Source organism: Actinomadura latina NBRC 106108, assembly GCF_001552195.1.
GTDB lineage: Bacteria > Actinomycetota > Actinomycetes > Streptosporangiales > Streptosporangiaceae > Spirillospora > Spirillospora latina.
On sequence record NZ_BCQS01000027.1, the window covers coordinates 1 to 14,731 of the forward strand.

The 14,731-nt window shown below is 73.4% G+C and carries 13 protein-coding genes, 1 rRNA gene and 1 pseudogene; 11 read left to right on the plus strand and 4 right to left on the minus strand.

Going from position 1 to position 14,731, the window contains the following annotated elements; translation table 11 throughout:
* The first annotated feature begins 126 nt into the window (after positions 1-126).
* A 5S ribosomal RNA gene (rrf, locus tag AL2_RS27920) occupies positions 127-243 on the plus strand.
* A gap of 95 nt (positions 244-338) precedes the next feature.
* Here the strand turns inward: rrf and AL2_RS38170 are convergent.
* Positions 339-1,664 (minus strand): hypothetical protein, encoded by a 1,326-nt coding sequence (locus AL2_RS38170; protein WP_168444870.1) that lies wholly within the window; start codon positions 1,662-1,664, stop codon positions 339-341.
* A gap of 6 nt (positions 1,665-1,670) precedes the next feature.
* Between AL2_RS38170 and AL2_RS39485 the strand changes: the two genes are divergently transcribed.
* Both AL2_RS39485 and AL2_RS27930 read left to right on the plus strand, forming a co-directional pair.
* Complete coding sequence (locus tag AL2_RS39485; RefSeq protein ID WP_245667001.1) at positions 1,671-2,576, plus strand: hypothetical protein; 906 nt, start codon at positions 1,671-1,673, stop codon at positions 2,574-2,576.
* Between the two features lie 105 nt (positions 2,577-2,681).
* Complete coding sequence (locus tag AL2_RS27930) at positions 2,682-3,848, plus strand: alkaline phosphatase PhoX (protein WP_157438418.1); 1,167 nt, start codon at positions 2,682-2,684, stop codon at positions 3,846-3,848.
* 50 nt (positions 3,849-3,898) lie between these two features.
* Here the strand turns inward: AL2_RS27930 and AL2_RS27935 are convergent, their stop codons facing one another.
* A complete protein-coding gene (locus AL2_RS27935; protein ID WP_067638737.1) occupies positions 3,899-4,837 on the minus strand; it encodes an MBL fold metallo-hydrolase in 939 nt (312 codons plus the stop codon).
* Positions 4,838-4,844: 7 nt separating this feature from the next.
* Complete coding sequence (locus AL2_RS27940; RefSeq protein WP_083946973.1) at positions 4,845-6,194, minus strand: DUF1015 family protein; 1,350 nt, start codon at positions 6,192-6,194, stop codon at positions 4,845-4,847.
* A 66-nt stretch (positions 6,195-6,260) separates the two neighbouring features.
* Here AL2_RS27940 and AL2_RS27945 point away from each other — a divergent pair, with 66 nt between their 5' ends.
* Complete coding sequence (locus AL2_RS27945) at positions 6,261-6,713, plus strand: tetratricopeptide repeat protein (RefSeq protein ID WP_067638738.1); 453 nt, start codon at positions 6,261-6,263, stop codon at positions 6,711-6,713.
* Positions 6,714-6,769: 56 nt separating this feature from the next.
* Positions 6,770-7,771: an HAD-IIA family hydrolase gene (locus AL2_RS27950; protein WP_067638740.1), complete on the plus strand. Its 1,002-nt coding sequence runs from the start codon at positions 6,770-6,772 to the stop codon at positions 7,769-7,771.
* Here the strand turns inward: AL2_RS27950 and AL2_RS27955 are convergent.
* Positions 7,768-8,154 carry an SCP2 sterol-binding domain-containing protein gene (locus tag AL2_RS27955; RefSeq protein WP_312032914.1) on the minus strand — a complete coding sequence of 129 codons (387 nt, stop codon included), beginning with the start codon at positions 8,152-8,154 and terminating at the stop codon, positions 7,768-7,770. The genes AL2_RS27950 and AL2_RS27955 overlap by 4 nt on opposite strands.
* A gap of 156 nt (positions 8,155-8,310) precedes the next feature.
* Here AL2_RS27955 and AL2_RS27960 point away from each other — a divergent pair, with 156 nt between their 5' ends.
* The 6 genes and pseudogenes from AL2_RS27960 (at position 8,311) to AL2_RS27985 (ending at position 14,731) form a co-directional block, all read left to right on the plus strand.
* On the plus strand, positions 8,311-8,640 hold the full coding sequence (locus AL2_RS27960; protein WP_067638742.1) for a hypothetical protein: 330 nt from the start codon (positions 8,311-8,313) through the stop codon (positions 8,638-8,640).
* Entirely contained in the window at positions 8,637-9,440 is an 804-nt protein-coding gene (locus tag AL2_RS27965) for a TlyA family RNA methyltransferase (RefSeq protein WP_067638744.1), read from the plus strand. Before AL2_RS27960 ends, AL2_RS27965 begins: the two co-directional genes overlap by 4 nt.
* A 127-nt stretch (positions 9,441-9,567) precedes the next feature.
* Positions 9,568-10,458: pseudogene (locus tag AL2_RS27970) on the plus strand (NAD kinase); the annotation flags it as partial.
* A gap of 208 nt (positions 10,459-10,666) precedes the next feature.
* Positions 10,667-12,373: a DNA repair protein RecN gene (recN, locus tag AL2_RS27975; RefSeq protein WP_067638746.1), complete on the plus strand. Its 1,707-nt coding sequence runs from the start codon at positions 10,667-10,669 to the stop codon at positions 12,371-12,373.
* Positions 12,374-12,467: 94 nt separating this feature from the next.
* Complete coding sequence (gene steA, locus AL2_RS27980; RefSeq protein ID WP_083946975.1) at positions 12,468-13,778, plus strand: putative cytokinetic ring protein SteA; 1,311 nt, start codon at positions 12,468-12,470, stop codon at positions 13,776-13,778.
* Entirely contained in the window at positions 13,775-14,731 is a 957-nt protein-coding gene (locus AL2_RS27985) for a copper transporter (protein ID WP_067638747.1), read from the plus strand. The genes steA and AL2_RS27985 overlap by 4 nt, the downstream gene beginning before the upstream one ends.

Sequence of the window (14,731 nt, forward strand, 5' to 3'; positions counted from 1 at the left end):
TTGTTCGCGTCCCTGTGTGGTTCCCAGGAAACAACCTGGGCACCCGTAGTGCATACAAATTGGATACCGAGCCTGGTCGCTTGGACGTCGACTTGCCCACCCGCAGCGCGGGTGGTGCGTGAGGCGTTCGGTGGTTTTGGCGAAGGGGAAACACCCGGTCCCATCCCGAACCCGGAAGTTAAGCCCTTCAGCGCCGATGGTACTGCATGGGAGACTGTGTGGGAGAGTAGGACACCGCCGGACTTGACTTGGTCGAGGGTCGCCCCGATTTGCGGGGCGGCCCTCGACGCATGTCGTGGTCCCGCCAAAGTAGGCTGACAAGTGTCCACGAACCACCATCAAGAACAGTGACGGACGTGATGAGCGCGGAAGACGACGGCCGCGGCGGCGACAGCCGCGAGCGACGGGGCGATGGCGGGCGGAACACCCCGCCCCGCCGTGGGGGCGGTGCCCGTGGCGGCACGGGCGGCTCCGGCGATCGCAAGGGCGGCGGGCCCCGTGGGGGCGCGCCACACGCCGGCGGTGGTTGGAAGGACCGGGATTCGCGCGGTAAGCGCGATGACCGCAAACCAGGCCGTCCGTTCAAGCGTTCCGACGATCGGCGTACCGAATCCCGTGACGGCCGGTCGGATGACCGTCGGGAGCGCAGTTCTTCCGGGGGCCCTCGCGGTGAGCGCGGGGAAGGCCGGTTCGAGGGTCCGCGCGGTGGCCGGGGCAAGCCTGCAGATCGGGGCGAGCGGCGTTTCAGCGGGCCTCGTAGTGCCCAAGGCGGATCTGGCGAGCGGCGGTTCGAAGGTCAGGGCGAGCGGCGGTACGGCGGTGCGCGCGGCGGCCAGGGCAGGCCTGGTGAGAACCGATACGAGGGCTCCCGGGGCGCTCAGGGCAGGCCGGGTGAGCGGCGTTCCAACGGACCCCGCAGTGGCCAGGGTGGATCTGGCGAGCGGCGGTTCGATGGGCCGCGTGGTGGTCAGGGCGGGTCTGGCGAGCGGCGGTTCGATGGGCCCCGCAGTGGCCAGGGCGAGCGCGGTGAGCGGCGGTTCAATGGGCCCCGCGGCGGTCAGGGCGAACGGGGTGAACGCCAGTACGGCGGTGCTCGTGGTGCCTCTGGCGGGCCCGGTGAGAGGCGGTTCGAGGGCTCCCGGGGCGCTCAGGGTGAGCGGCGGTTCGATGGGCCGCGGAGTGGTCAGGGCGGGTCTGGTGAGCGGCGGTTCGATGGGCCGCGTGGTGGTCGGGGCAAGCCGGAGGAGCGCCGAGCCGGTGGTTTCGGCGGATCCCGTGCGCCTCGCCAGGGCCAGGGGGCAGGGCCGCGGCGCGATGGGCGTCCGGGTGGTCCGCGCACTGGTGAGGGCCAGGGCGAGCGCAGGTTCAAGGACCGCGACGAACGTCCGGGCGGGCGCCGGTTCGAAGGCAAGCGTGAAGGGCGTCCGGGCGACCGGGACAGGCCCTTCAAAGGGCGCGGGCCGAAGCGTCCCCAAGACGGCGGACGTTCCTATGGCCCGCCTCGTGACCGTCAGGACAGGCGGGGACGAAGCGACGAGCAGGAACTTCCCAGGCACGATGACCCGCTGCTGCCGGACGATGTCACCGGCGAGGAGCTGGACGTCGACGCGCGCGTTGAACTGCGCACGCTTCCGAAGGACCTGGCGACCAAGGTCGCGCGCCATCTGGTGATGGCGGGACGGCTGGCCGAGGACGAGCCCGAGCAGTCCTACAAGCACGCGAAGGCCGCGCGGCGGCTCGCGTCGCGGGTCGGGATCGTCCGGGAGGCCGCCGGTATCGCGGCATACCACGCGGGCGAGTGGGCGGAGGCGCTCGCGGAGCTGCGGGCCGCGCGGCGGCTCGGCGCCGGCGACGACTCCTACCTGCCGGTGATGGTCGACTGCGAGCGGGGCCTCGGCCGTCCCGAGCGTGCCCTCGACCTGATCAAGTCGCCGGAGGCCGAGAACCTCGACCCGATGGGACGCGTCGAGCTCCGCATCGTGGAGTCGGGCGTCCGCCGCGACATGGGCCAGTACGACGCGGCCGTCGTCACCCTGCAGGTCCCGGAGTTGCGCGACCGGAGGCTCCGGCCGTGGTCGACGCGGCTGTTCTACGCCTACGCGGACGCACTCGCCGAGGCGGGACGGGCGGACGAGGCCGCCGACTGGTTCGCGCGGACCGCCGCCGCCGACCGGGACGGCGACACCGACGCCGCCGAACGTTACGCCGAGATCGAAGGCCTCCACATCCTCGACACCGAGGACACCGAGGAAGACGACGCTGAAATGGTCGGCATCGGCGAAGAAGGCGATGATGTAGGCGACGACGATGGCGCGACCACCGATGCCGCGACTACTGATGGCGCGGTCACTGATGGCGCGGTCATTGGCGATGTGGCCGCTGATGGTGTGGGCACGGAAGATGGTGCGGGTGGCGAGGGACAGGACGTAGCGGAGGCCGGGGCGGCCACGGACATCGCGTTCAAGCCCGCCGAGCCCGAGGTGCGGGAGGCGTCGGACGAGGACGTTCCCGAGGCGCAGGTGCTGTTCCTGGAGCCGAAGCCGGCGGACGGCGAGGAGCCTCCACCAGGGGAGTGACCACCGGTACTTGACTGGCGGGTAGGTTTCCCGGATATTCACGGGACTGTGCCGATCGGGGGCCGCCGGATTCGTCCGGCGGTGATCGACTCCATGAGGAGAGTCATGTCCCTGAACCGACGCACGTTCCTGCGCGCCACCGCCGTCGCCGGCGGCACGACCGTGTTCTCCGGCGCCCTGTGGCAGCGGGCCTTCGCCTCCGGGCCGGCGCAGCCCGGCCCGGGCCCGTACGGTGCGCTGCAGGCCGTGGACGGCAACGGGCTGCAACTGCCGAAGGGGTTCACGAGCCGGATCGTGGCGCGGTCGCTGCAGCGCGTCGAAGGGACGCGGCACACCTGGCATCCCGCGCCCGACGGCGGTGCGTGCTTCCCCGACGGGGACGGCTGGATCTACGTCAGCAACTCGGAGGTCCCCGTCGTCGGCGGTGTGTCCGCCATGCGGTTCGACGCGTCCGGGAAGGTGACGTCCGCGTACCGGATCCTGAACGGCACCACGCTGAACTGCTCCGGTGGGGCGACGCCGTGGAACACGTGGCTGTCGTGCGAGGAGCACGACTACGGCCTCGTGTACGAGACGGATCCGTGCGGGCAGAACTCGGCGGTGCCGCGTCCGGCGATGGGCCGGTTCAAGCACGAGGCCGCCGCGTCCGACCCCGAGCGCAAGGTCGTCTACCTGACCGAGGACCAAAGTGACGGCTGCTTCTACCGGTTCCGCCCGAAGACGTGGGGCGACCTGTCGTCCGGGACGCTCGAAGTCCTGGTCGGCTCCGGGACGGGGTCCGTCACGTGGACGAAAGTGCCGAGCCCGCAGTTCTGGCTTACACCGACCCGCGAGCAGGTGTCGGACGCCATGCGCTTCGACGGCGGCGAGGGCTGCTACTACACGCACGGTGTCTGCTACTTCACCACCAAGGGCGACAACCGTGTGTGGGGCTACGACGCGGCCGGCGAACGGCTGGACATCGCCTACGACGACGACCTCGTCACCAGTGGAGAGGCGCCCCTGCACGGTGTCGACGCCGTGACGGCCACGGCGTCCGGTGACCTGTACGTCGCCGAGGACGGCGACAACATGGAGATCAACCTCATCACCACGGACGGGATCGTGACGCCGTTCCTGCGCGTCCTCGGCCACGACGAGTCGGAGGTCACCGGCTGCGCGTTCAGCCCGGACGGCTCACGCCTGTACTTCTCGTCCCAGCGCGGCAAGAGCGGCTTCATCGCGGGCACGGACGGCTACACGTTCGAGGTCACCGGCCCCTTCCGTCGCTGAGAGCGCTGCGCGCCCCTGCCGGGGGCGTGCCCGTCGTCGAGGACGCGGCTTCAGGCGTGCCTGTTCAGAGCGTGCAGGATGCCGGTGACGTTGCTCTCGGCGCTGTTCAGCACCTCGTACTTGGCGACCAGGTCGGGGTCGGCGTCGTCGGCCATGACGGCGTAGCGGCCCCTGGTCCGGTTGACGACCATGGCGACGGCGTGGTCGAGGTCGAGGTCCTGGTCCTTGGCGTCCTGGACGGCGTCCACCCAGACGCGCAGCTCCTCCGCCGACCGTTCGAGCGTGTCGTCCACCTCGGTCACGGGCCCGTAGTGCGCGAACAGCAGCCGCTGCGGGCCCAGCGACCGGAACTTGCCGAGGGACGCCAGCGCGGCGTCCAGGTCGAAGTCGGGCGGCGGTGTCGCGGGCTTCACGTCCGCCGTCTCCGGGATGTAGATGCCGGCGGCGTCGCCCACGTACAGGTCGCCGGTCTGGGAGTCCACCAGCCCGACGTGGTGCTTGGCGTGGCCGGGGGAGTAGTGCGACTCCAGCCGCCGCCCGCCGCCGAGGTCGATGACGCCGGTGTCCTCGACGGCCCGGATCCGGGACGCGTCCGTCGGCTTCAACTCGCCGAACAGGGTGTCGAGGCTGTCCCCGTACACCATGCGGGCGCTGCGCATGAGCCGCGCCGGGTCGGCCAGGTGCCGCGCGCCCTTCTCGTGGACGACGACCTCCGCGCCCGGGTACATCTGCGCTATGTCGCCGACGCCGCCCGCGTGGTCCAGGTGGATGTGCGTCACGACCACGGTCGCCAGGTCGTCCGCCCCGACGCCCAGTGCCCGCAGCGCCGCCTGCACCACGGGCGCCGAACCGGACGTGCCGGGCTCCACCAGGCATGGCCGGTCGGACAGGATCAGGTATCCGGCGGTGATGCCGCTGTAGCCGGCCATCCGGGTGTCGATCTCGTAGACGTCCCCGCCGAGCGGTGTGATCGTGGTCGCGGTGTCCATTCCCCGATCATGGCCTCTCGGGGGCGTCCGGGTCGAGAAGCCGCAGGACGAGACCGGTGCGGGGCTTGGGCCCGAACGAGGTCGACTTGCGCGGCACGCGCTCGCCCTCGCCCGCGACGGCGAGCACGTCCTCGACCCTCAGCGGGTTGAGGACGACCGCCGTGCCGCCCGAGCGCCGGGCGCGGCCGATCGCGGCGGACGGGTCGTCGTGCACCACCTCGATGGCGTTCTCGTTCTCCGGGACGTCCCACAAGGTGTCGATGAGGAGGTAGTCCAGGACGGCGGTGTCGAGCCTGCACCAGCGCTGGGAGTGCCCGGACGGCTTGCAGCGCGCGATGGCGTCCTCGTGGGGGTCGGTAAGGAGATGAAGGGAGTCGCCTCCACCGAGCAGGAAGGCGGGACCATCCGCATTGGCGAGCGCTTCGATGGCGGACCCCTCGTCCGAGAAGTCGGTCACGTGGAACGCCTTGCGCGCCCTCTCGACCGCGTCGTCCGGACGGAGATCCGGCAGGACGCGGTGGATCGCCCCCAAATGCGGCGGGTAACGGGTGGAGTCGACCAGGAGCGCCAGCCCCTCGTCCCAAGGCCCGGGACCATCACCGGCCGCGTGGTGGCGGGCCTGCAGGGCGCGGTAGGTGGCGTAGCGGTGATGGCCGTCGGCGATGAGGGCCCGCTTGTCGCGAAGGTCGGCGGCCACCCGCGCGTGCAGAGCGGGGTCGGTGATGCGCCACAGCCGGTGCGTCAGCCCGTCGTCCGCGTCGAACTCCAGGAGCGGCGCGGACGAGGCGGCGCCGTCGACGATGCGTGCCGCGTCGCCGCCGCCCTCGTACACCAGGAAGATCGGTTCGAGGTTGGCGTTCGCGGCCGTCATCAGCGCCAGCCGGTCGCGGACCGGGCCGGGGAACACGTTCTCGTGCGGCAGCACGACCCCGTCGGCCTCCGCGCGCAGGCCCAGCCCGCCGATCAGGCCGCGCTGCAGGACCGTCCCGCCGCGCGCCGCCTCGTAGACGTAGAGGGCCGGGCCCGGATCGATGGCGAGCGCGCCCTCGGCCAGCCAGCGGCGGAGCCGCTCGCCCGCCGCGGCGTAGCTCTCCCCGGCCGCGCGCGGCAGGTTCAGCCGGACGATGTTGTGCCCGCCGCCCGCCAGCAGCCGCAGCGCCGCCGCCTCGTCGATCAGGTCGTACGGCGGCATGGTCACCGCCGCCGGGTCGCCGGCCACCTCGGGGACGAACCGGACGCCGCGGAACGGGGCCAGCTCCAGGCCGGCGCCCGTGCGCGGCCCCGCCGTCCCGAAGATCCGGGCGCTGAACTCCTCCGGCCCGAGGCCGGAGGGCAGGTCGTCGTCCACGCTGGGCATGGTATTCACCGGGAGGCGCGCGGCGCCCCGGCGGGTACGGTCGTAATGATCCGAGGGGAGGTCCATATGAGTGGTCAAGGGCTTGGACGCCCGGAGGATTCCCCGGGGAACGACCCGGGTGGCCCTGGCGAGCGGCCCGCCCCGCCCGAAGGCGGGGTCTACGAGTGGTACACGCGGGGCCTGGAGCTGCTGCGGTCGGGCAGCGCCGCCGCCGCGCTGCAGCTGCTGGCCCGGGCCGCCGAGGCCGAACCGGGGTCGCACAGCATCCGGGAGGCGCTCGCCCGCGCCCAGTTCGGCGCCCGGCAGTTCGGCGCGGCGGCGGCGAGCTTCCGCCGGATCGTCGAGGCGGAGCCCGCCGAGGACTACGCGCGGTTCGGGCTCGGGCTGTCGCTGAGCCGGCTGGGCGACTTCGGGGGCGCCGTCGAGCAGCTCGCGCTCGCCGTCGCCATGCGCCCGGACAACCAGGACTACGCGAAGGCGTTGCGGCACGCCAGGGCCACCCTCGACGCCCGGCGCTGACCCGGCCCTTACCCGTCGGTAACATCCCCCGTACGATCACCCGCATGAGGAGCGCGATGAAAGGCAGCGACCGTCCCCTGAGCGAGGCGTACGACGTCGCCCTGCTCGACCTCGACGGGGTCGTCTACGTCGGCCGCAGGCCCGTTCCGGCGGCGGCGGACTCGCTCGCCAAGGCCCGCGCGGCGGGGCAGCGGCTCGCGTTCGTGACGAACAACGCGTCCCGGACCCCGTCGGCCGTCGCGGAACTGCTCACCGACGTGGGCGTCCCGGCCGACCCGGCGGACGTGGTGACCTCCGCGCAGGCCGCCGCACGCCTGCTCGCCGAACGACTGCCCGCGGGGTCGGAGGTGCTCGTGGTCGGCGGCATGGGCCTGCGCCACGCCCTGTACCAGCACGGCCTTCGCCCGGTGTCGACCGCCGCCGGGCGGCCCCCGGCCGTCGCGCAGGGCTACCACCCGGATCTCACCTACGGGGCGCTGTCGGAGGGCGCGCAGGCCGTCAGCATGGGCGCGCTGTTCGTCGGCTCCAACGGCGACCTGACCATCCCCGGCGGCGAGGGGCCGCCGCACCCCGGCAACGGGTCCCTGCTCCGCGTGATCAGCTCGGCGACCGGCGTCGAGCCGATCGTCACCGGCAAGCCCGAGCGGCCGCTGCACCAGGAGTCGATCCTGCGCACCGGCGCCGAGCGCCCCCTCGTCGTGGGCGACCGCCTCGACACCGACATCGAGGGCGCCCGCAACGGCGGCGCCGACAGCCTGCTGGTCTTCACCGGCGTCACCGACCCCATGCAGGCCCTCACCGCCCCGCCGAACCGCCGCCCCGACTACCTGGCCCCGGACCTGACCGGCCTGCTCGTCCCGCATCCGGAGACCGTCTCCGCGGACGGCGGCCACACCTGCCGCGGCTGGACGGCCCGCCGTGAAGGGGACGCCTTCGCCCTCACCGGCTCCGGGGACCCCTACGACGGCCTCCGCGCCCTCGCGTCCGCCGCCTGGGAGACCGACACGCCGGCGTCCCCCGAAGCCCTCTCGGAAGCCCTGGAGGGCCTCGCCCTCTAGAGCAGCTTCCGCAGGCGCAGCAGGTCGAAGATGCTCGCCTCGATCTTGACCCGGCCGGTGGCCCACGCCTTGGCCGGATGCAGCTCGTCGTGCGCCATGGCGACGAGGTCGTCGCTGTCCACGGTCAGCCGGACCTGCGCGGACCCGGGGTCGCCGTCGGGCTCGAACCGGTCGAGACCGCCCTCGTGCACCCGGGTGCGGTAGGCCAGCCCGAGGTCCGGGATGCGGCAGCTGATCGTCCGCTCGACGACGTGCTCGGCGAGCCGGTCGGCGTCCACCTCCGCCAGCCGCGCCGCGACGCGGTCCAGCGCCGCGCGGCAGTCCTCCTCGTTCGCCATGGTCAGGCCGTTCCCCATTCCTCCGGCAACGATGTCGAGCCGCACGACCGGGAGACTACCTCCGCCAAGTGACACTCTGCGGCCGGGCCGGGACGGTCCAGAACCCGGGCCCGGCGGGTGGGCGGGAACATCGCGGTAGCGTTCGGGGTGAGACGGAGGCGACCCGGCACGGGCGATCCGGGACCGTTGGGAGGAGACGCGATGTCGGACGAGGCCGCCGGGACGCGGGAGATCCCCGCTGCGGAGGAGGCGCCGGCCGCCGGGCCGGAGGCGCGGGAGTCGCGGCTTCCGGCCGTGCCGCCGCCGGAGCCGACCGGCGACCCGCGCGTGGACGCCGCCGTGGCGGGCCTCGGCGAGCTCGGCGGGCGGCCCGTCGGCGAGCACGTGGAGATCTTCGAGGACGTCCACCGGCGGCTCCAGGAGCTGCTCGCGTCCGCCGGGCAGGACGAGCCGCCCCAGCCGCCCCAGCAGTCACAGCCGTCACAGCCGTCCCGCCCCGCCTTCCCCGACGCCCTCCGCCCCCGCCCGTGAGCGCTCGCCGGAGATTGGACGCGGAACTGGTGCGGCGGAAGCTGGCGCGGTCGCGGGAGCACGCCGGGCAGCTCATCGCCGACGGGCGGGTGCGGGTCGGCGGGCAGCGGGCGGCGAAGGCCGCGACGCAGGTCGAGGCCGGGGCGGCGATCCTCGTCGCGGAGGCCGCCGGCGGCCCCGAGTACGTGTCGCGCGGCGGGCACAAGCTCGCCGGCGCGCTGAAGGCGTTCGCGGGCCTGGAGGTCGGGGGGCGCACCTGCCTGGACGCCGGCGCCTCCACCGGCGGGTTCACCGACGTCCTGCTGCGCGCGGGCGCCGCGCACGTCTACGCGGTCGATGTCGGATACGGGCAGATCGCCTGGTCGCTGCGCACCGACGACCGGGTCACCGTCATGGAGCGGGTCAACATCCGCGAGCTGGAACCCGGGACGCTCGGCGACCCGCCCCCTGACCTGGTCGTCGGCGACCTCTCGTTCATCTCGCTGAAGCTCGTGCTCGGGCCGGTGCGCGAATGTGTCACACCCGGCGCCGACTATGCGGTCATGGTGAAGCCGCAGTTCGAGGTCGGCAAGGACCGGGTCGGGGCCGGCGGCGTGGTCCGCGACCCGGAGCTGCGCGCGGCGGCCGTGCGGGGCGTCGCCGAGCACGCGGGGACGCTCGGCCTGGGCGTCCTCGGCGTCACGGCGAGCCCGCTGCCGGGGCCGTCCGGGAACGTGGAGTACTTCCTGTGGTTGCGCGCCGGCGCCCCGCCGCTGGACGCGGCCGCGCTGGCGAAGGCGATCGAGGAGGGCCCGCGGTGAGCGGCCGGCTCGCGAACGGACACCGTCCCCGGACCGTACAGAGTGCGTCCGAACCGGGAACGCCCGCATCAGGGACGTTCGTCCAGACGTCTGTACGCCGGAGCGCGTCGGGGAGTGGAGCGAGAGCATGAGCACAAGGTCGGTGCTGGTCGTGACGCACACCGGGCGGCCCGAGGCCGTCCGCAGCGCGCAGCTGGTCATCGAGCGGCTCAGCGAGGCCGGGATACGCGTGCGGGTCCTGGACGACGAGGCCGGGCAGATCGGCAGCACGGGAGTGGAGGTCATGCCGGGCACCGCCGCGGCGGCCGACGGCGCCGAGGTCGTCATGGTCCTCGGCGGCGACGGCACGCTGCTGCGCGCCGCCGACCTGACCCGCACGTCCGGCACCCCGCTGCTCGGCGTCAACCTCGGCCACGTCGGGTTCCTCGCCGAGGCCGAGCGGGAGGACCTCGCCGCCACCGTCGACCGCGTCTGCGACCGCCGCTACGAGGTCGAGGAGCGGATGACGGTCGACGTCACCGCCCGCCGCAACGGCACCGTGATGGGGACGACATGGGCGCTGAACGAGGCGAGCATCGAGAAGGCCGAACGGGAGCGGATGCTGGAGGTCGTCGCCGAGATCGACGGCCGGCCGCTGTCGAACTGGGGCTGCGACGGCGTGGTGTGCGCCACGCCGACCGGCTCCACCGCCTACGCGTTCTCCGCCGGCGGACCGGTGGTGTGGCCGGAGGTGGAGGCGATGCTGGTCGTGCCGATCAGCGCGCACTCGCTGTTCGCCCGCCCGCTGGTGGTGTCGCCCCGCTCGTCGGTCGCGGTGGAGGTGCTGCCGGGCACGCCGCGCGCCGTCCTGTGGTGCGACGGGCGCCGCACGCTGGACCTGCCGCCGGGCGCGCGGGTGGAGGTCCGCCGCGGCGCGGAGCCGGTGCGGCTCGCGCGGCTGCACCTCACCCCGTTCACCGACCGGCTGGTCACCAAGTTCGGGCTGCCCGTGACGGGCTGGCGCGGGCGGGTCCGGCAGCCGTCCCGGCCGTCCCCGCCGCTGGCGGATTCGCAGGTCGGAGACGCCCCGGCGGTCGGCGGCGTGGCCGGTTACCCGGGGCCGGGGTTCGCGCCGGACGGCGGCCCCGGCGGATCGGACGGGGGAGCGTCCGGCGGTGAGAAGGGATAATCTCCACAGGCGCTGATCGGGGATCTGTTTTCGGAGGGTTGTGACGCCGGTGCGTCCGATGGTCGATGAGGTGCGGATCCAGGGCCTCGGGGTGATCGACGAGGCCGTGCTCGATCTGTCGCCCGGTTTCAACGTGGTGACCGGGGAGACCGGGGCGGGCAAGACCATGGTGGTCACCAGCCTCGGGCTGCTGTTCGGCGGCCGCGCCGACCCGCAGCGGGTCAGGCCGGGCGCGGGCCGCGCCACGGTCGAGGGCCGGATCGTCGTCGATCCGGGCGGCCGCGCGGTCGAGCGGGTCGAGGAGTCCGGCGGCGAGCTGGACGACGGCGCGCTGATCATCAGCCGGTCGGTGTCGGCGGAGGGCCGCTCCCGGGCGTTCCTCGGCGGCCGGTCCGTCCCGGTGAGCGTCCTGATCACCCTGGCGGACGACCTGGTCGCCGTGCACGGCCAGTCCGACCAGCAGCGGCTGCTGCAGGCCGGGCGGCAGCGCGCCGCGCTCGACCGGTACGCGGGCGCCGCGCTGACCAAGCCGATGCGCGCCTACACCAAGGCGTACCAGCGGCACCGGCAGGTCACCGCGCTGCTGGAGGAGCTGACGACGCGGGCACGCGAACGGGCCCAGGAGGCCGACGTGCTGCGCTTCGGCCTGGAGGAGATCGAGAAGGTCGAGCCGAAGGACGGCGAGGACGCCGACCTCGCCGCCGAGGAGGAGCGCCTCGGCCACGCCGACGCGCTGCGGGGCGCCGCCGACACCGCGCACGAGGCGCTGCTCGGCGACCCGGCCGCCGCGTTCGAGGCGGCGAACGTGACGAACCTGCTCGGCCAGGCCCGCAACGCGCTGGACGCCGTCCGCGACCACGACCCGGAGCTGGCGGCGCTCGCCGACCGGCTCGCCGAGGCCGGCTACCTGGTGTCCGACGTCGGCACCGACCTCGCGTCCTACGCCGAGTCCGTGGACGCCGACCCGGCGCGGCTCGCGGCCGTCCAGGAGCGGCGCGCGGAGCTGACCGCGCTGACCCGCAAGTACGGCGGGGCGGACGGGACGGTCGCCGAGGTCCAGGAGTGGGCGCGGACGGCCGCGGCCCGCCTCACCGAGCTGGAGGGCGACGACGACCGCATCGAGGAGCTGCGCGCCGAGCACGCCGAGCTGACCGAGCGGCTCACCGCCGAGGCGGGGGAGCTGACCGCGGTCCGCACCCGCGCCGCCGAGCGGTTCTCCGGCGCCGTCACCGCGGAGCTGACGGCGCTCGCGATGCCGCACGCCCGCGTCTCCGTGACGGTCGACGCGACCGGCGACTACGGGCCGCACGGCGTCGACGAGGTGGAGGTGCGGCTCGCGCCGCACCCGGGGTCGCCGCCGCTGCCGCTGCACAAGGGCGCGTCCGGGGGTGAGCTGTCCCGGGTGATGCTGGCCATCGAGGTCGTGTTCGCGGGCGCCGACCCGGTCCCGACGTTCGTGTTCGACGAGGTGGACGCGGGCGTCGGCGGCAAGGCGGCGGTGGAGATCGGGCGGCGGCTGGCGCGGCTGGCCCGCAACGCCCAGGTGATCGTCGTCACGCACCTGCCGCAGGTCGCGGCGTTCGCCGACCAGCACCTGCTGGTGGAGAAGTCCGACGACGGCACCGTGACCAGCAGCGGCGTCACCGCCCTCGACCGGGAGGGACGCGTGCGGGAGCTGTCGCGGATGCTGGCCGGCCTGGAGGACTCCGAGCTCGGCCGCGCGCACGCCGAGGAGCTGCTCGCCATGGCCGCCGGCGAACGGTAATCAGTCCAATAACTACAGAGGGTGCACGAGTGGACACGCTTGGAGAGTCGTCCTTTCCGGCGTTCACCGCCATGCTCTGGCAGGATGGTTGGCGATGAACGACCCGTCACCCACCACCGAGCCCGGCACAGCGGCGGGCGCCGGCCCGGCCGCCGATGCGGCCGCCGACGCGGGCGCCGACGCGGCCGCCGAGCGGGGCGTCCGGCTGACCCGGAGGCTGCCGCGCCGCGTGCTCGCGCTCGGCCGCGGCCGCGAGGACGGCCGCACCGGGGTGAGCGCCACGGTCCGGCTCGACCGCCGCACCAAGGACCTGACCAAGCGGCTGCAGCCCGGCGACGTCGCGGTGATCGACCATGTCGACCTCGACCGCGTCAGCGCCGAGGCGCTGGTGTCGTGCGAGGCCGGCGCCGTGGTGAACGTCGCGCCCAGCATCTCCGGCCGGTACCCGAACCTCGGCCCGCAGATCCTGATCGAGGCCGGCATCCCGCTGCTGGACGACGTCGGCCCGGAGATCTTCACGAAGCTGCGCGAGGGCGACCAGGTCCGCGTCGAGGGCCCCGCCGTGTACCGCGGCGAGGACGTCGTCGCCAAGGGCACCGAGCAGACGGACGAGTCGGTCGAGACGGCGCTGACCGAGGCCAAGGCGGGGCTCGCGTCCCAGCTGGAGGCGTTCGTCGCCAACACGATGGAGTACGTCAAGCGCGAGCGCGACCTGCTCATCGACGGCGTCGGCGTCCCCGACGTCACCACCAGGATCAACGGCAGGCACGCGCTGATCGTCGTCCGCGGCTACCACTACCGCGAGGACATCGCGACCCTGCGGCCCTACATCCGCGAGTACCGCCCGGTGCTGATCGGGGTGGACGGCGGCGCCGACGCGCTGCTGGAGGCCGGCTACCGTCCCGACATGATCGTCGGCGACATGGACTCGGTGTCCGACGACGCGCTCACCTGCGGCGCCGAGATCGTCGTGCACGCCTACCGGGACGGCCGCGCGCCGGGCCTGAAGCGCGTCCACGAGCTCGGGCAGGAGGCCGTGGTGTTCCCGGCCACCGCCACCAGCGAGGACATCGCGATGCTGCTCGCCGACGACAAGGGCGCGACCCTGATCGTCGCGGTCGGCACGCACGCCAACATGGTGGAGTTCCTCGACAAGGGCCGCGCCGGCATGGCCAGCACGTTCCTCACCCGGCTCCGGGTGGGCAGTAAACTCGTCGACGCCAAGGGCGTCAGCAGGCTCTACCGCAGCAGGATCTCCACCTGGTCGCTGCTGTTCCTCGTCCTCGGCGCGTTCATCGCCATCGTCACCGCCGTCGCCATGTCTCCGGCGGGGGACGTCATCAGTCCCCTGATCGCCGACCGCTGGCACGCCTTCGTCTTCTGGCTGACCGGACTCTTCACGTGATCGATTTCCGTTACCATCTCGTCTCCATCGTCGCGATCTTCCTGGCGCTGGCGCTCGGCATCGTGCTGGGCTCCACCACGCTGTCGGACTCGGTGAGCGACACCCTGCGCCAGCAGGCCAACTCGGCGGCCAAGACCGCCCAGCAGGCCCGGCTGGCGCAGCGCGACCTGCAGCACCAGGCCAACGGCCAGGAGCAGTTCACCAAGGTGCTGTCGCCGCAGATCGTCGCGAACCGGCTGAAGGGCCAGTCCGTCGTGCTGATCGAGACGCCGGGCGCCGGCAACGACAGCATCGAGCAGGTCAGCGAGCTGGCGAAGAACGCGGGCGCCGCCGTCACCGGCCGCGTCACGATCCAGAAGAAGCTCCTGGACGACGACCAGCAGACGACCGTCGACGAGCTGTCCACGCAGCTGAAGGCCGACGACGTCGAGTTCGCCGCCGACGCGAGCCCCTACGATAAGGCGGGCGCGGTGCTGGCGAACGCCCTCGTCACCAAGGACCCCGCCAAGTCCGGCCGCGAGGACGCCGTCGGCGGCGCCGTCCTCAACGGCTTCAAGGAGGCCGGGTACGTCACGACCAGCGGCAAGCCGGGCCAGCACGCGACGCTCGCCGTCGTCGTCGCGCCCGCCGCCCCGTACGCCTACGACGGCGGCGACGCCGACAACAAGGCACTGATCTCGCTGGCCTCCGCCCTCGACGGTGCCGGGCGCGGTACCGTCGTCGGTGGCCCGCCGACCTCCGCGCAGGAGGGCGGGCTGATCGCGGCGCTGCGCGACTCCGACGCCGGGGACTCGGTCTCCACCGTGGACGTGGTGGACACCGCGTCCGGGCAGGTCGTGACGATCCTGGCGCTGCAGGAGGAGATCGGCGGCAAGTCCGGGCAGTACGGGACGGGCGCCGGCGTGAGCGGCTACCTGCCCTCGCCCGCGCCCACGGCGGGGAAGAACGGGTGA